The 16183-nt window shown below is 58.9% G+C and carries 18 protein-coding genes and 1 tRNA gene; 7 read left to right on the forward strand and 12 right to left on the reverse strand.

Features of this window, described 5'->3' with window-relative positions; genetic code table 11:
• The first annotated feature begins 134 nt into the window (after positions 1–134).
• Positions 135–716 carry a thymidine kinase gene (locus tag ACTG3X_RS05775; RefSeq protein WP_439110289.1) on the forward strand — a complete coding sequence of 194 codons (582 nt, stop codon included), beginning with the start codon at positions 135–137 and terminating at the stop codon, positions 714–716.
• Between the two features lie 12 nt (positions 717–728).
• On the opposite strand, the gene ACTG3X_RS05780 is transcribed toward ACTG3X_RS05775, so the two are convergent.
• The 6 genes from ACTG3X_RS05780 to ACTG3X_RS05805 all read right to left on the reverse strand — a co-directional run bounded on the left by ACTG3X_RS05780 (position 729) and on the right by ACTG3X_RS05805 (position 5185).
• A complete protein-coding gene (locus ACTG3X_RS05780) occupies positions 729–1856 on the reverse strand; it encodes a beta-ketoacyl-ACP synthase III (RefSeq protein ID WP_439110290.1) in 1128 nt (375 codons plus the stop codon).
• 106 nt (positions 1857–1962) lie between these two features.
• Positions 1963–2916 carry a 2-hydroxyacid dehydrogenase gene (locus ACTG3X_RS05785; protein WP_439110291.1) on the reverse strand — a complete coding sequence of 318 codons (954 nt, stop codon included), beginning with the start codon at positions 2914–2916 and terminating at the stop codon, positions 1963–1965.
• A gap of 3 nt (positions 2917–2919) precedes the next feature.
• The gene (locus ACTG3X_RS05790) at positions 2920–3273 is read right to left on the reverse strand and encodes a tRNA-binding protein (RefSeq protein WP_439110292.1); all 354 of its coding nucleotides are present in this window, start codon (positions 3271–3273) and stop codon (positions 2920–2922) included.
• Positions 3266–4084: a pyrroline-5-carboxylate reductase gene (gene proC, locus ACTG3X_RS05795; RefSeq protein WP_439110293.1), complete on the reverse strand. Its 819-nt coding sequence runs from the start codon at positions 4082–4084 to the stop codon at positions 3266–3268. The genes ACTG3X_RS05790 and proC overlap by 8 nt, the downstream gene beginning before the upstream one ends.
• A gap of 30 nt (positions 4085–4114) precedes the next feature.
• Positions 4115–4615: a YbjN domain-containing protein gene (locus tag ACTG3X_RS05800; protein WP_439110294.1), complete on the reverse strand. Its 501-nt coding sequence runs from the start codon at positions 4613–4615 to the stop codon at positions 4115–4117.
• Between the two features lie 183 nt (positions 4616–4798).
• Positions 4799–5185 (reverse strand): diacylglycerol kinase, encoded by a 387-nt coding sequence (locus ACTG3X_RS05805; RefSeq protein WP_439110295.1) that lies wholly within the window; start codon positions 5183–5185, stop codon positions 4799–4801.
• Positions 5186–5301: 116 nt separating this feature from the next.
• Here ACTG3X_RS05805 and ACTG3X_RS05810 point away from each other — a divergent pair, with 116 nt between their 5' ends.
• Complete coding sequence (locus ACTG3X_RS05810; RefSeq protein WP_439110296.1) at positions 5302–6483, forward strand: serine hydrolase domain-containing protein; 1182 nt, start codon at positions 5302–5304, stop codon at positions 6481–6483.
• An 87-nt stretch (positions 6484–6570) separates the two neighbouring features.
• Here the strand turns inward: ACTG3X_RS05810 and ACTG3X_RS05815 are convergent, their stop codons facing one another.
• Together ACTG3X_RS05815 and metF are read right to left on the reverse strand one after the other, a co-directional pair.
• The gene (locus ACTG3X_RS05815; protein ID WP_439110297.1) at positions 6571–7062 is read right to left on the reverse strand and encodes a PaaI family thioesterase; all 492 of its coding nucleotides are present in this window, start codon (positions 7060–7062) and stop codon (positions 6571–6573) included.
• Positions 7063–7119: 57 nt separating this feature from the next.
• Positions 7120–7998 (reverse strand): methylenetetrahydrofolate reductase [NAD(P)H], encoded by an 879-nt coding sequence (metF, locus tag ACTG3X_RS05820; protein WP_439110298.1) that lies wholly within the window; start codon positions 7996–7998, stop codon positions 7120–7122.
• A gap of 80 nt (positions 7999–8078) precedes the next feature.
• On the opposite strand from metF, the gene ACTG3X_RS05825 reads away from it, so the two are divergent.
• Together ACTG3X_RS05825 and ACTG3X_RS05830 are read left to right on the forward strand one after the other, a co-directional pair.
• Positions 8079–8984 (forward strand): LysR family transcriptional regulator, encoded by a 906-nt coding sequence (locus tag ACTG3X_RS05825; RefSeq protein WP_439110299.1) that lies wholly within the window; start codon positions 8079–8081, stop codon positions 8982–8984.
• A gap of 66 nt (positions 8985–9050) precedes the next feature.
• On the forward strand, positions 9051–9842 hold the full coding sequence (locus ACTG3X_RS05830; protein ID WP_439110300.1) for an inositol monophosphatase family protein: 792 nt from the start codon (positions 9051–9053) through the stop codon (positions 9840–9842).
• A gap of 1 nt (position 9843) precedes the next feature.
• Here the strand turns inward: ACTG3X_RS05830 and ACTG3X_RS05835 are convergent, their stop codons facing one another.
• From ACTG3X_RS05835 to putA, 3 genes are all read right to left on the reverse strand, one after another.
• Complete coding sequence (locus ACTG3X_RS05835) at positions 9844–10212, reverse strand: GFA family protein (RefSeq protein ID WP_439110301.1); 369 nt, start codon at positions 10210–10212, stop codon at positions 9844–9846.
• Positions 10209–10949 (reverse strand): rhomboid family intramembrane serine protease, encoded by a 741-nt coding sequence (locus ACTG3X_RS05840; RefSeq protein WP_439110302.1) that lies wholly within the window; start codon positions 10947–10949, stop codon positions 10209–10211. Before ACTG3X_RS05840 ends, ACTG3X_RS05835 begins: the two co-directional genes overlap by 4 nt.
• A gap of 142 nt (positions 10950–11091) precedes the next feature.
• Positions 11092–14526 carry a bifunctional proline dehydrogenase/L-glutamate gamma-semialdehyde dehydrogenase PutA gene (gene putA / locus ACTG3X_RS05845; protein ID WP_439110303.1) on the reverse strand — a complete coding sequence of 1145 codons (3435 nt, stop codon included), beginning with the start codon at positions 14524–14526 and terminating at the stop codon, positions 11092–11094.
• A 79-nt stretch (positions 14527–14605) separates the two neighbouring features.
• Here putA and ACTG3X_RS05850 point away from each other — a divergent pair, with 79 nt between their 5' ends.
• Entirely contained in the window at positions 14606–15097 is a 492-nt protein-coding gene (locus ACTG3X_RS05850) for an Lrp/AsnC family transcriptional regulator (protein ID WP_439110304.1), read from the forward strand.
• Positions 15098–15127: 30 nt separating this feature from the next.
• Entirely contained in the window at positions 15128–15691 is a 564-nt protein-coding gene (locus tag ACTG3X_RS05855; RefSeq protein WP_439110305.1) for a tetratricopeptide repeat protein, read from the forward strand.
• Here ACTG3X_RS05855 and ACTG3X_RS05860 read toward each other — a convergent pair.
• Positions 15688–16038, reverse strand: a complete 351-nt coding sequence (locus ACTG3X_RS05860; protein WP_439110306.1) for a VOC family protein — start codon at positions 16036–16038, stop codon at positions 15688–15690. The genes ACTG3X_RS05855 and ACTG3X_RS05860 overlap by 4 nt on opposite strands.
• Before the next feature lie 76 nt (positions 16039–16114).
• On the opposite strand from ACTG3X_RS05860, the gene ACTG3X_RS05865 reads away from it, so the two are divergent.
• Positions 16115–16183: transfer RNA gene (locus ACTG3X_RS05865), tRNA-Leu, on the forward strand.

Here is a 16183-nt window from a genome sequence, read left to right on the forward strand (position 1 = left end):
AGTGGCCTGTTCTGTGCGTTCGTTGCACGGCCCCGACCTTTTTTTTAACGAGTTACCCGCCTTATTGCTGTGCAGTGAGGCGGGATTTTTCATTATGGCGTTGAAACTACAGGGCGGCTGGCTAAAACGGCTTTATGGCTAAACTCTATTTTAATTACTCCACAATGAATGCGGGCAAATCTGCCGTTTTGCTTCAGGCGGCGCATAATTACCGCGAGCGCGGGATGACTCCCTATCTGATGATTGCAGCGATTGACGAGCGCGCGGGGCGCGGGCGGATTGCAAGCCGTATCGGTATTGGCGCGGATGCGGATATCTTCTCTCATGATGATGATTTGTTTGCCAAGATCGCTGCGCGCCTTAAGCAGGGGCCAGTGGCCTGTGTCTTCATTGATGAGGCGCATTTCATGGATAAGGCGCAGGTGTGGCAGCTCGCGCGGGTGGTTGATGACTTGAACGTACCCGTGATGTGCTATGGATTGCGTGTCGATTTTCGCGGGGAGCTGTTTCCGGCTTCGGCGGCGCTTCTGGCTTGGGCGGATGAGATGCGCGAAGTGCGCACCATTTGCCATTGCGGGCGCAAGGCCACGATGGTTGTGCGCAACGGGCCAGACGGCGCGCCGCTTATGGATGGCGCACAGATATTGGTGGGCGGTAACGAGACCTACGTGAGCCTTTGCCGCCGTCACTGGCGGGAGGCTGTTGGCGAGGCCTAGGCAGCTTGATGCTTAGAGGCGCTCTACAACGACTGACCCAACAGAGTAGCCTGCGCCAAACGAGCAAATCACCCCGATGTCGCCAGCGGCGAGGTTTGACTGGTGCTGCGAGAAGGCAATGATCGAGCCTGCCGAGGAGGTGTTGGCGTAGTCTTGCAGGATGTTGGGCTGCTCTTCTGCCTCTGGCGTGCGGCCCAGAACTTTGCGTCCGACAAAGTCATTCATGCTTTTGTTTGCTTGGTGGAGCCACATGCGCTTGAGCGCATCGGGCACGACGCCTTCGGCCTCAAGGTGGGCGAGGATATGGGCCGAAACCATCGGAACAACTTCTTTGAAGACTTTGCGGCCCTCTTGCATGAACTGCATATCGCGGCGGTCGTCCAGATCCTGGCCCGTGGTGCGCGTGCGGCGCAAGAAGCCGTTGTTGTTGCGGATGTTGTTGGAAAACTCGGTCGCGCAGCGTGTCGAGCGGATCTTGAAGCGGGGGGCTTTGGCCTCATCTGCGCGTTCAATCAGGGTGGCTGTACAGACATCGCCAAATATGAAGTGGCAGTCGCGGTCGCGCCACTCAAGGTGGCCTGAGCATATCTCGGGATTGACCACGAGTGCTTTGCGCGCAGACCCTGCACGCAGCATATCGGCTGCGGCCTGAATGCCAAAGGTGGCGGAGGAACAGGCCACGTTCATATCAAAGGCAAAACCGCCTGCACCCAGCAACTTCTGGATCTCCACGGCAATCGCGGGATAGGCGCGCTCGTGGTTGGAGGCGGCGCAGATTACCAGATCAACTTCGCTGGCGTCCACACCTGCTTGGGCCAGTGCTTTCTGGCAGGCATCCAGCGCCATCTCGGCCATGATGCCGGGTTCATCGTCCGTACGCTGGCGTAGGGTGGGGTGCATGATGGCAGGATCGAGCACACCTGATTTGTTCATCACGTAGCGTTGTTCGATGCCTGAGGCCTTGAAGATAAAGTCTTCCGAAGACGGCCCCTTGGCCTCGATCTCGCCTGCGGCGATGGCGGTGGCGTGTTCGGTGTTGAAGGCTTCGGCATAGGCATTGAACGCTTGGACCAGCTCTGCGTTTGTGATCGTTTCGCCGGGCGTGAAAACGCCAGTTCCGGAGATGACAGGAGTGTGCATGAGAGGCCCTTGCGCTTGTGATGGGTGGCCAGTGTAGCCCTATGGCGCAATGAGGCCTAGGGCTTTTGGGCTGTCCTGACTTTGCGTTAACTTTTAGCAGAGCCTCTCAGAGCGCGTTGGGCGGTGTTTTGCCCGCGAAAAACGCATCCAGATTATCAAGGCTCATCATGCCCATATCGGTGCGCACGTCCTCTGTGGCTGTGCCGAGATGCGGCAGCAAGGTGACGTTGTCCATGGCCTTTAACGCGTCTGGAACGGTGGGTTCGTGTTCATAGACATCAAGCCCGGCGCCTGCGATGGCGCGGGCTTCCAGAGCGGTGATAAGCGCGGCTTCATCCACCACTTCACCGCGAGAAATGTTGATGAAATGCGCTGTGGGCTTCATTGCGGCGAAGGTTGAGGCATTGATGAGGTGTTGCGTATCCGCGCCGCCTGGTGTTGCGGCCACGAGGAAATCAACCTCGGCGGCAAGCGCCTCAAGGCTGCCGACCTGACGTGCCGGAAAATCAACCTCTTTTGTGGAGCGGTTGACGAAGAGCACGTCCATTCCGAAACCAAAGTGGCAGCGCCGTGCGATGGCTTGGCCGATGCGGCCCATACCTATGATGCCAACAGTCTTGCCCGAGACGTGGCTTCCAAGCATTTGCGTGGGCGTCCATCCGGCCCATTGGCCGCTGCGCACGAGGCGCTCGCCCTCGGCGGCACGGCGCGCAGACATGAGCAAAAGGGTCAGGCCGATGTCTGCTGTCGCATCGGTTACCGCGCCGGGTGTGTTGGTGACGACAACGCCGTGGTCGCGTGCGGCGGCCACATCAATATGGTTTATCCCGACGCCGAAGTTGGCGAGGATACGGCACTTGGGGCGGCCAAACTCTGCAAAGATATCGGCTGAAAACATATCACCCAGCGTCGGGATCATGCCGTCATAGAGCACGAGCGAGGAGCGCATTTCTGCGGCTGTCATCGGGCTGGTTTTATCGCGCAGTGTCACATCATATGTGGCGCGGGCGCGCTCCATGGCGGCCTCTGTCAAGGCGCGGGAAATCAGGATCTTTTTCATAGGTCAGCTCATTCTTTCGCCGTTGGGCACAGGGGTATCAGGGCGCAGAAGCACAACGCCGCCGTCGGGGTCATGCACGCCAAGAACCAGCACCTCTGACATAAACTTTCCGATTTGTCTGGGTGGAAAATTGACCACGGCCATCACCTGTGTGCCAACAAGGGCTTCGGGCGTGTAGTGGGCGGTGATTTGGGCGGATGATTTCTTCTGGCCAATGTCACCACCAAAATCCACCACCAGCTTTATTGCGGGCTTGCGCGCCTCGGGGTAGGGCGCGGCCTTCACAACAGTGCCAACACGGATGTCGACTTTGAGAAAGTCTTCAAAAGACAGCACAGATGGAGAGAGATCAGGCATCGCGGGCGAGGTCCTTTGAGCGGTTGGTTGCTGCGGCAACCGTGTGGCGCAGAAGGGGCGGCAGGCCTGTCTCGCTGTCCATCAAGACATCAAGGCCCGCTTGTGTGGTGCCGTTAGGGCTTGTGACATTGACGCGCAACTGGGCGGGTGTTTCATCGGCTTGCATGGCCAGTGCGCCCGCCCCTGCCACGGTGGCTTTGGCGAGCTGCATGGCCAACTCAGGGGCAAGCCCCTGCGCTTCGCCTGCGGCGGCGAGACACTCGATGAGATGGAAGACATAGGCTGGCCCCGAACCTGAGACACCTGTGACAGCGTCAATCTGGCTTTCTGCCTTGAGGCGGACAACTTCGCCAATGGCTGTGAGCAGGGAGTCTGCCACATCAAGGTGAGCTTCGCTGCTGTGTGCATTGCCGACAACGGCGGTTATGCCTTGGCCGATGGCGGCGGGGGTATTGGGCATGGCGCGGATGATGGGTGTGTCAGCGCCGAGAACCGCTTCAAAGTGCTTGAGCGGCGTGCCCGCGGCGACGGATATGAACAGCGTTGGCCCATTGCCCATAGCCTGAAGTGTGGGCAGAGCCGCGCCCATCATCTGCGGTTTTACCGCGACAAGAACAATCGCGGGCGCTTTGGGGAGGTCTGTGTTGATATGAACGCCAGTGCTCTGGAGCCAGTCTGACGGGTTGGGGTCGATCACATAGACAGAAGCGGCGGGCAGCCCGCCTTTGAGCCAGCCCTCAAGCATAGCCGACCCCATTTTTCCACAGCCCAGCAAAACAAGGCCGTTGGTTGCGATGTCATCATAGGTCATATCTGCCCCCAAGTTGCTTTCGCGGGCAGGTTACGCGTGGCCGTAGGCCTCTGCAATGGCGACTTGCATCGCCTGGCGCGGGGTTTTGTTGCCCCAGACCACAAGCTGGAACGCAGGGTAGTAGCGCTCGGCGGATATGACGGCCGACGTGATGAGTGTATCGATTTGCTCAGGTGATGCCATATTGCCCCCTGTGAGGACGAGGCCGTATTTGCACACCATCATCTTTTGCTCGGCCCAGTAGGAAAAAGCGCCTGTCCAGCATTGGTCATTCACTTCGTTGAGTGCGGCGTAGAGATCAGGGAGGCGCTCTTCTGGCGGCTCCATTTCAAACGTGCAGATCATGCGCAGGGTCTCGTCGTAGTCAGACCAAGCGAGCGTTACGCCATAGGTGCGCCACTGGCCTTCGACTGACATAGAAATCTGGTTGTCAGCCGTACGGTCAAACTCCCAATCGTTGTGAGAGGCGAGGCTCTCGACAATATCAATGGGGTGAATTTCATCGTCCAGGTAGTGTTCTGATAAAGCCATGTCGCCACCTCTTTGCTGCTCAAGGGGGTGGCTTGCAGATAGCGCGCCCCGTGATATGCCCGATAGGATGGGGTTTTGGCCCCTTGTCCTACCAAATATGGTATGCGGCTGCTTTCAGCGCTGTAAAGCTAATTGTTGGGGATAACCACAATAAGTTGTGGATAGGTCTGTGGACTGCACTAATTATGCGCTGAAGGCGGCCCAAAGTCCGGCAGCAAAGGCAAGGCCTGTGGCAAAGAGCAAGGCCATGACCGCAAAAGACCCCATGTCTTTGGCGTGTTTGGCGGGCAGTGACCACTCTGGCGAGACGTGGTCCACCAGCTCTTCGATGGCGGTGTTGAGCGCTTCAACAGCCAGCGTGATGAGCGCGAGGATGCTGACAGCGAACAGCGCCCATGCGGGCGCTTTGACGGCCAAAAGAACCATGAGTGCCAGAGTGCCTGTCACAAGTTCGTGGCGAAAAGCGGTTTCGCCCCAGAGCCTGATAAAGCCGGCAGCCGAATAGCGGGTGGCGGCAAAGAGGTGGGCTATGCCTGTAACTTTGCTGGGCTTCTCTGGTGTGGTTTTCATGGTGGGCCTTTCTGGCGTTTGGAGCTGAAAATCCCGCAATTTGGCAGGCGTGGCAAGCGCAGACTTGCACCCGCCTGCGCACAGACGCAGACTGCGCATGACAAGGGAGCGCAGACATGGACGCAGAACGGCTGAAGAGAATTGAGACGTGGATGGCAGAGAGCCGGGCCGCGGGGCGCTACGCCGGGTCGTCTGTGTTGATCTGTCGTCACGGGAAAGAAGTGTTTTATGCCGCAGACGGGTTGGCCTCGATTGCACGGGAGCAGGCGTTTGCGCGCGATACGATTGTGCGGATCTACTCTATGACCAAGCTTGTGACCTCAACTCTGTTTATGATGTTGGTGGAACGTGGGCAGGTTGTTCTGGATGCGCCTGTCTCGAAGTATCTGCCTGCGTTTCGGGACATGCGCGCACTGGCGCAAGGCGCTGTGTGCGTCACGGATACCGAGGCTGCGCGCGCTCCGACGCTGCATGAGCTTCTGACCCATACAAGCGGGATGACATATTCGTTTAACGAAGGCTTGGTGCCTGAGGCCTATGGACGTTCATTCACCGAGCTGGCGCAGCAGGGGGCTTCGCTTGAGCCGTGGTGTGAGCAGTTGGCTGCGATGCCGCTGTGCTTCCAGCCAGGCGCGCGCTGGGAGTATTCTGTCGGGATTGATGTGATCGGTCGCGTGATTGAGGTGATCACAGGCCAGACTCTGGCTGAAGTGATGCAGGCCGAGATATTTGCGCCGCTTGGCATGGTCGATACGGGGTTTGATGTGCCCGACAGCAAATTAACGCGCTTTGCTGATTGCTATGAGAAGCGGGAGGCCGACCCCCTGGCCCTTTTTGAAGGGGCGGAGCACAGCCGTTTCAGGGCTGGAAAAGTCTCTCTGCATTCTGGAGGCGGCGGGCTTGTCTCGACGCTGGATGACTATATGCGCTTTGGAGAGATGATCCGCCGTGGGGGCGCGCTTGAGGGCGTGCGCCTGCTGAGCCCGCGGACCCTGCGCTTTATGACGGGTAACCATTTGAAAGGCGATATCGCGTCGATGGGGGCTGAGAGCTTTGCCGAAATGCCAATGACAGGCATGGGCTTTGGCCTTGGGGGCGCTGTGGTGCTTGATCCTGCGCGGGTGCGCGTTGCTGGCTCGGTGGGTGATTTCGGCTGGGGCGGTATGGCGAGCACATATTTCTGGTGTGACCCTGTGGAGCAGATGAGCGTTGTCTATTTCACGCAGCTTATCCCCTCCTCCAGCTATCCGAACCGCGCCGAACTGAAGGCGCTGGTGCATGGGGCTCTTACAGACTGATGGCCCTTTCTTTTTGCTAAAAATATCCCGGGGGTGCGGGGGCTGGCCCCCGCCAGAGCGCTTTGGCAAAGCCAAGGCGCAATCTTTTTATGTCATCTTCATGATAATGCAGGTTGTCGAGCCTGTGGCATAGAGCTTGCCGTCGCAAACACCTCTGATTTCGCCATTGGCAATGCCCGTGGAGCGGCCCGCGTGCTGGCAGATGCCAATCGCTTCGACTTCGGTGCCCAGTGGTATGGGGCGCAGGATATTCACCTTGTATTCAAGCGTGGTATAAACAGAGCCTTTGGGCACAAGCGTCATCACTGCGCAGGCCATGCAGCTGTCGAGAATGGTGCCGTACCAGCCGCCATGGACTGTGCCCATCGGGTTGGTTGCTTTGAATTCGGGTGTGCCTGTGAAGATGACTTTGCCTTCTTCCACGCGCGTTGGCCAAAAGCCCATTAGCGCGCCGATGGGTGGGCCTGCAAGCTTGCCGTCGCGCACATCTTGCATGAACTCAAGGCCCGAGCGGGCAAGCGTTGCTTCCATATCGGGTAGGTCTGCCAGTGTTTCGGCTACGTATCGTTTCTGGCTCATGGGCGCTCCGCTCTTGTGTCCTAAAACGCTAGAGCGCCCATGGTGGGCTTGCAATATTTACGCCACGTTGCGCAGGCTGGCGTGTGGGGCGATGCCGAGGGCAAGGCAGACGTCACGCGTCAGGGTGGGGCGGTTGAGGGTGTAGAAGTGGAAGCGCTCAACGCCCTCGAGCATGAGAATGTCACATAGCTCGGTGGCGTGAGCCGTGGCGAGCAGCTCTTCGCGCCCGTCGCGGGCAGCCTTGGCGAAGGCATCGTCAAGCTCGGCCGGGATGCTGGCCCCGCAGCTTGCGGCAAAGCGCTTCGCGCCTGTCCAGTTTTCGATGGGCATGATGCCCGGGGTGATCATGCCGTCGATGCCTGCTTTTGCACAAGCGTCACGGAACCTCAGGAACGGCTCTGGCGCAAAGAAAAACTGGGTGATGGCTTCATCGGCGCCCGCGTCAAACTTGCGTTTGAGGTGGTCGATGTCGGCACCTTCATACGTGGCTTCGGGGTGTGGCTCTGGGTAGGCTCCCACGCGAATGTTGAAATCGCCTGCCGCTTTGAGTGCGGCGATCAGTTCGACGGAGGAGGCAAAGCCCTCGGGGTGGGCTTCAAAGCGGGTCGCGCCTTTGGGTGCATCGCCGCGCAATGCGACGATATCTTTGATGCCTGCTTTGGCGTAGCTCTGCACAATGTCGAGTGTTTCGGCGCGGGTTGCATCCACACAAGTAAGGTGTGCTGCGACGCGCAGACCGGCTGTTTTGTGAAGCGTTTCAGCGGCTTCGCGGGTGAGTGCGCGGGTTGTTCCGCCTGCGCCATATGTGACCGAGACAAACCGTGGCGCAAGAGGGGCAAGCGATTGCACGGCTTCGTGCAAGCGGAAGGCGGCTTCAAGGTTTTTCGGAGGGAAGAATTCAAACGAGACTTCGGGTGTCATGGCGTAGCCTTTCATGGCGGTTGCCCTCTTGTGCCCGTAAAATGAATGTGAGACAAACTCATAACTCTCAACACAATCATGAGGCCTGCTCACATATGCATATTGAGTTTCGCCATTTGCGCACGATTCAAGCCATCTATGAAGAGGGCGGTCTCGCCCGTGCTGCTGAGCGGTTGCATATCACGCAGTCGGCGCTCTCTCACCAGATCAAGGGAATTGAGGATCAGGCGGGTGTCGAGCTGTTTGTGCGCCGCTCAAAGCCGATGAAGCTGTCAGCCGCAGGGCAGCGCCTGTTGCGCGTGGCAGAGAAGGTTTTGCCCGAGATTGCCGCGCTTGAGGCCGAGTTTATGGGGCTGCGTCAGGGTTCCGCAGGGCGACTGCATATTGCGATTGAGTGTCACGCTTGTTTTGAGTGGCTCTTTCCTGTGCTTGAGCAGTTTCGCGCGCCGTGGCCTGAGGTGGATGTCGATATCCGCCCGGGTCTTGCCTTCGAGGCCTTGCCCGCGCTCATGCGCGAGGAGGTCGATGTGGTGATTTCATCAGATCCTGAGAGGCTGAAAGGCATCAAGTTTGTGCCGCTGTTTGACTATGCGCCCGTGTTTGTCGCGGCGTCCAAGCACAGGCTGGCCGAAAAGCCCTATGTCGAGGCAGAAGATTTTCGGGGTGAAACGCTGATCACCTATCCGGTCGAGCGTGCGCGGCTCGATATCTTTTCGGAGTTGCTCGGCCCTGCCAAAGTTGAGCCGCTGGCCGTGCGGCAGGTTGAGTTGACGGCTGTTATCCTGATGTTGGTTGCGGCGGGGCGCGGTGTTTCTGTGTTGCCTGACTGGGTTTTGCGCGAGGTGAAGAGCTCGGCCGATTACATCACACGCCCTCTGACAGCAGAGGGAAAGACCAAGCGTCTTTATGCGGCGGTGCGAGAAGATGACGTGAGCCTGCCGTTCTTGGCGCATTTCCTAAAATTGGCGCGTGAAATACCGATCAGGCTCCAAAGAGGCTGAATGGGTTGCGTGAAGCGCAGCCAAGGCGTATAGCCGCGGTTTGATACCCCTCAAGGAGCCTAAGCCATGCAAGGCAGCGCGAATCTTAACGTGATGATCAAAGCCGCCCGTAAAGCGGGCCGAAGCCTTGTGAAGGATTTTCGCGAAGTCGAAGCGCTTCAGGTTTCGATGAAAGGCGCAGGCGACTTTGTGAGCAAAGCAGACTTGCGCTCGGAGGCGATCATCAAGGAAGAGCTGATGGGCGCGCGGCCGACGTATGGCTGGGTGGCTGAAGAAGGCGGCGTTGAAGAGGGCCAAGACCCGACGCGCCGCTGGATCGTTGACCCGCTTGATGGCACGACCAACTTTTTGCACGGGATGCCGCATTGGGCGATCTCGATCGCGCTTGAGCACAAGGGCGAAGTCGTTTCGGCTGTGATCTATGATCCGGCCAAAGACGAGATGTTCTATTCTGAAAAAGGTTCAGGCGCATGGCAGGACCACGCCCGCCGTCTGCGCGTTTCGGGCCGCCGCCGCATGAACGAATGTGTGTTTGCGACAGGTTTGCCATTTTCAGGCCATGGTGATTTGCCCGCGACGTTGAAAGACCTTGCGCGCGTTCTGCCCGGCTGCGCCGGTGTGCGCCGCTGGGGTGCGGCTTCGCTTGATATGGCCTACGTGGCTGCGGGCCGCTATGACGGCTTTTGGGAGCGTGGCTTGAGCGAGTGGGATTTGGCTGCTGGTATGCTCATCGTGCGGGAAGCTGGCGGCTTCGCCGAAGCGATTGACCCTGAAGCAGGTATTCTGGACAGCGGTGAGATCATCTGTGCGAACGAAGGCATGTTTGACCCGCTCTGCAAGCTTATCCGCAACACTTAACTTAACGATCAGAGGGGTGGTTTACGCCATCCGCCCATGGAATCGGATCATGTTCTGAAGGGTTAACCCCCTCCAGTGCACCCATATTGACGCCGTATTGGTTGGGGTTCGAGCGCCGCTGGTGGTGCGTGTAGGTACCGCAGGTTTTGCAGAAGTAGTGTTTGGCTGTCATCGTGCCCCATTGGTAGAGGGTCAGATTGTCCTCCCCTTTGACAATCGTGATCCCGTCGAGCGGCGCGCTGACTGCAACGGCCCCACGGCGGCGGCAAAACGAACAGTCGCAGCGCCGTGCTGTGTTGAGCCCGTCACTGAGAACAACCTGAAGTTCAACGGCACCGCAATGGCATGTGAGCTTGTGTGGCTGTGTCATCTGCGCCGCCTTATGGTTGGGATGCTGGAGCGGTCATATTTTGCCTCGGGGTGAGGCGGGTGAAAGTCGTTCGTATGCCAGAAGCGCGGCCCGCCGAGACGCAAGAACAGCGGAAAGGTCAGCGCAATGCCTGCAACAAAGCCACCTGCGTGGGCCCAATAGGCGACGCCGCCTGTGTTCGGGTCAGCGGACAAGCCGCCAAAGAACTGCATGCCAAACCAGATCAGCAGCATGATCCATGCGGGAAGGGTGAACACGCGGAAGAAGATCACGATGATCAGCAGGATATCGACCTTGGCGCGCGGGAACAGCAAAAGGTAGCCGCCCATGACACCTGCAATTGCGCCAGAGGCTCCGACTGTTGGCACGGCAGAGCCCGGGGCAAAGACCACATGCACAAAGCCCGCCAAAAGCCCTGCCATGATGTAGAAGGCAAGGAAGCCCAGATGCCCCATTTCGTCTTCCATATTGTCGCCGAAGATCCAGAGAAATAGCATGTTGCCGCCAAGGTGCATCAGGCCTCCGTGGAGGAACATCGAGGTGAACAGGCCCTCAAAGCCCTGCCCTGTGCTGACGGCTGCCGGGATGAGCGCGTATTGAAAGTAAAAGTTGTTGAGCGCGCGCGGATCAGCAAACAAATGCCAATAGCTCAAGAAGACGGCGATATTCACCGCGATCAGCGCGTATGTCACAAAGGGCGTGCGCCCGCTCGGGTTATGGTCGCGAAATGGAAACATGCAGCAAGGCTAGAAGCAAAGCGGCACGGCGAAAAGCGCAAACTGCGGGGTTGGCTGCTTTAGGGGGAAATACCTTGAGAAGGGCTGGGGGAGAAAAGCTCCCCCAGCTGGCCTGATTGCGCGAGGCGCAATTTGAAGCCCTTTATCCTTGTCCGGCCAGAAGCGCGGCATTGCCGCCTGAGGCGGTTGTGTCAACGCAGACATGCCGCTCGCCCATCACGCGCGCCACATCAGGGGCACCTGTGATCAGTGGGGTGATCGCGCCATTGCGGTTTGCAAGAGCTTGTTCATAGCTGCGGGCCTCGGCATCGTCGCCCCAGAACAGCACACCCGAAAACCCTGTCAGGTTTTCGAGCGCATCTGCCGGCAATTGGCCTGTCGCCTTTGCGGCACGTCCGCCAAGGCCGCGTACCATGGCGGCCTGTGCTTCGGCGGCTTCAGCGCTTGGCCCCAGGCAGAGCAGTGGCGCGCGGGCTTCAAGGCTCAGTTTGTTGGACTCGCCCGTTGGGCCAGGCATCACCATGGTTTGTGCGGCTTGCCCTGCGGGTGTGGCTGCAATGGCGCTTTGCATGGCTTGGGCTGTCATGGTGCTTCCCCATGTGCCTGCTGCGGTTTGCGGCTCAGGGCGCACAAAACGCGGCAGGTAGTTTGGCCCGCCTGCTTTTGGCCCTGTGCCAGAGAGACCTTCTCCACCAAAAGGTTGGCTGCCTACGATTGCACCGATCTGGTTGCGGTTGACGTAGATATTGCCGGCATGGATGCGCTCGCAGATGTGCTGGACGCGATCATCAATGCGGGTTTGCAGGCCGAAAGTGAGGCCGTATCCCGTTGCGTTGATGGCTTCGACCACAGCATCGAGTTCGCCTGATTTGAAGGTCGCGAGGTGCAGCACGGGCCCGAAAATTTCTTGGCCCATGTCCGTGATGCCGCCAACCTTGATGAGCGAGGGCGCGATGAATGTGCCCGAGTTGGGCGTGCGCAGTTCGTGCAAAAGGCGGCCTTCGCTGCGGGCGGTTTCTATGTGCGCAGCAATCCCTGCGCGCGCGTCTTCGTCGATCACGGGGCCGACATCGGTGCTGAGAAGCCATGGTGCGCCCATCGAGAGCTCGTCCATTGCGCCTTTGAGCATATGGGTGAGGCTCTCGGCGATATCGTCTTGCACATACAGGCAGCGCAGAGCCGAGCAGCGCTGGCCAGCAGACTGGAAGGCGCTTTCAACAATCGCCTGTACCGCTTGCTCGGGCAGCGCAGTTGAATCCACGATCATCGCGTTCAAGCCGCCTGTTTCGGCAATGAACGGTGCGCCGGGCGCGAGATTGTCGGCCATGGCGCGGCGTATGAGCAAGGCTGTTTCTGTGCTGCCCGTAAAGGCAACACCGCCGATGCGCGCGTCAGATGTCAGGGCTGCGCCGATGTCGCCTGCTCCGGGAAGGAGCTGGAGGGCGTGGGCTGGCACACCCGCCTCGTGCAAGAGCTGCACCGCACGGTAGGCTATGAGGGATGTCTGCTCGGCGGGCTTTGCCAACACAGCGTTGCCAGCGGCCAACGCGGCTGAAACCTGCCCAGTGAAGATCGCCAGCGGGAAGTTCCATGGGCTGATGCAGGTGAACGTGCCTACGGGCGCGTCATGGGGCGCGTTGGCGGCGTAGTAGCGCAAGAAGTCGACCGCTTCGCGGAGCTCGCCGACCTGGTCGAGCATGATCTTGCCCGCTTCGCGCGCGAGTTGCGCGAAAAGCTCGCCGAAGTGCTTTTCATAGAGGTCGGCGGCTTTGTTCAGGACTTTCGCGCGCTCCGCCGGTGTTGTGTTCCATTCTCTCGCAGCCTTTATCGCGGTGTCCACATCTGCTGGTGACGCAAAGGCCACTTGCCCCACTGTGTCTGCAGGGTTGGCGGGGTTGAGCACCGGATGGGGCTTTTGTGGCTTGGCTTTGCCAGCAAGGATTGGCCCAGCCTCCCAGACATGGGTGGCAAAGGGCTTGCGCGCCTTTTCGATGCGCGAAAGCGTTGGCTCATGTGTGATATCAAAACCCTTGGAGTTGACGCGCTCGGGCGCGAAAAGCTCTGGCCCTTCGGTGATATCCGGCTGAGCTGCGGCCAAGGCCTCAAACGGGCAGGTGGCGACTTCCTCAGCGGGCACGTCCTCGTCGACGATCTGGTTTACAAAGCTTGAATTGGCACCATTTTCCAGCAAGCGGCGCACGAGATAGGCGAGCAGATCACGGTGTGCACCGACAGGGGCGTAGATGCGGCAATGCGTGCCGCGCTCTTTGAGCACGATATCATGCAAGGCTTCGCCCATGCCGTGCAGACGCTGGAATTCGTAGGCGTCATTGCTCACGCCCATATCTTTGGCGATGTCGAGCACAGCCGCCACAGTGTGTGCATTATGCGTTGCAAACTGCGGGTAGATGCGCGCGGTCATGCCCAGAAGCTTCTTTGCATTGGCGATATAGCTCACATCTGTCGCTGGCTTGGCTGTGAAAACAGGGAAGCCCTCTACGCCTTCAACCTGGGCGCGTTTTACCTCGGTGTCCCAGTATGCACCTTTGACGAGGCGGACCATGATGCGGCGGTCAAGCCGCTCGGCGAGGGCGTTCAACAGCGCGATGGCGTCGCCTGCGCGTTGCCCGTAGGCTTGTACAACCACACCAAAGCCGTCCCAGCCCGCTAGAGCAGGCTCTGACAGGACTTCTTCGATCACATCCATCGAAATGGCGAGGCGGTCGGCTTCTTCGGCATCGACATTGAGGCCCATGCCCGCCGATTTGGCGAGCAGCGCGAGCGAGCGTAGGCGCGGGGCCAGCTCATCCATCACGCGGGCGCGTTGGGCTTCTTCATAGCGCGGATGTAGCGCTGAAAGCTTGACCGAGATGCCGGGGTTTTCGCGGATTTCGGCATGTGTGCAGGCCTGCGCGATAGCTGTGATCGCGCGGGAGTAGGCCAGGTGGTAGCGCTTTGCGTCGCCCTCGGTGCGCGCGGCTTCGCCGAGCATGTCATAGCTGTAGGTGTAGCCCTTGGCTTCCATCTTGGCGGCGCGCTCCATAGCGCCCACAATCGTTTCGCCCAGAACAAACTGGCGACCCATTTCTTTCATCGCGCGGCCCACGGCTGTGCGGATCACAGGCTCGCCCAAGCGCTTTACGGCACCGCGCAACGAGCCGATGATGCCGGGGGCAGGCTCATCCAGCACTTTGCCTGTGAGCATGAGAGCCCATGTGGAGGCGTTGACCAGTGGCGACGTGCTCTCGCCCAAGTGGCTGGCCCAGTCTGATTGCGCGATTTTGTCTTCAATCAGCGCATCAATCGTTTCGGCATCGGGCACGCGCAGGAGCGCTTCGGCAAGGCACATGAGCGCGATACCCTCATCGGTGGAGAGGCCGTACTCGGCGAGGAAAACCTCCATCATGCCCGGATCGGAGCTTTCGCGAATGCCGCGCACAAGGGTGGCGGCGTCTGCTGAAATGCGCGTGCGCGTTTCGTGCGAGAGACCTGCCTCTTCAATCAGGCGTTCAAGCGTCTTGGCTTCATCGGCGTACATATTGGCGCTGATGGCTGTGCGAAGTGGGTTCTTAGGCATGGCAAGCTCCTCCATTTTGTCCTATGTATCGTTGAGTTGTCGGGCGATATTCCTGATATTGGATGAAAGGCGGAGCGAAATGACTTCAAATTCACCACCTAAAGGGCAAATAGAGCTGGATGCGTTTGATTGGAAGATTCTCTCGGTGCTGGCCTCTGACGGACGCATCCCTGTGACAGAGTTGGCGCAGCGCATCGGGCTTTCAAAATCACCGACGCAAGCGCGGCTCAAACGGCTGGAACAGACGGGGGTCATCACGGGTTATAAGGCGCTGTTTGACCCGATCCGCTTAGGCTTGGATCATGTGTCGTTTGTGGAAGTGCGCTTGTCTGATACGCGTGAAAAGGCGCTTGCCGCGTTTAACGCGGCTGTCTCCAAGATCCCGCAAATTGAACAGGTGCATCTGATGGCTGCGAACTTTGACTACCTTCTCAAGGTGCGGACCCATAATATGAATGACTACCGAATTGTTATGGCTGAGCAAATTTCAACGCTGCCGTATGTCTCTTCGACCTCAACTTATGTGGCGATGCAGGCGGTGAAAGAGACCACTCTCGCGGATGTTATTTGACCGAGTGAGAACTTGTGTCATGCTCAGACCATGAGATCCTTGTTGTTATCGCTCATGCTTGTGCAGCCCGCGCTGGCTGAAACGTGCCCAGAGGCACCTGACCATGCGGTGCGCCTGGCCGAGCTGGTAGAAGAGGTGCGCGTGGCCAAAAACGAGATGCACGCAGCCCCGATCAGCAACAAGATGTGGGAGCTCTGGACAGATGCGCCTGATGAGGCGGCACAAGAGATCCTCAACCGTGGTATGCGCAAGCGCGCCTCGTTTGATCTCGTCGGGGCACTGGGCGATTTTGATAGGTTGGTTGAGTACTGCCCTGACTATGCCGAGGGCTACAACCAGCGCGCCTTTATCAATTTTATCCGACAGGATTATGATGCTGCTTTGCCCGATCTTACACGTGCATTGGAGCTGTCGCCCACGCACACAGGCGCTCTGACCGGCCGCGCGCTCAGTTATTATGCCGTTGGGAGGCTTGGTGAGGCGCGCGCTGACCTTGAGGTTGCTCTTGGGCTGAACCCGTGGTTGCCCGAGCGCCACATGCTGGCTGACCCGAATATGCAAGGCATAGATGCGCCGCACGGTGACGACCTTTAGAGGTGAGACATCACGTTGATCAAATTGCCCGCGGGGTCATGCAGCATGAAACGATGCACTCCCCAGCTTTCACGCTCTGGGCCATAAAGAATATCATATCCAAGCGCGCGTGCCTTTTCGGCATAGATCTCGGCATCATCCACCTCAATGCTTAGCTCGGGCACAGGGGTGCCTTCACCGCCTGACGTGGCGAGGTTAACCTGTGCGGGGGTATGTGCGTCTGCGTCGAGCGTGAGAAGCCAGCCAAGATCCATTTGTGGTGTCAGGCCAAACAAATCTTCATAAAAAGCGCGTAAGTCGGGGATCGACGGTGCGTTGAGAGTGGCTGTGATGCGTTTGACGGTCATATTCTCTTCTTTCCCGCGCAACTTGCGGATTGTTTTTATCCGCTACTCGGTTTAGGCAAGCCCCGTTGGCCTGCGTGGTGGAATGGTAGACACAGGAGACTTAAAATCTCTAGGCCGTATAGGCCGTGCCGGTTCGAGTCCGGCC

This window comes from Lentibacter sp., from assembly GCF_965658795.1.
GTDB lineage: Bacteria > Pseudomonadota > Alphaproteobacteria > Rhodobacterales > Rhodobacteraceae > Lentibacter.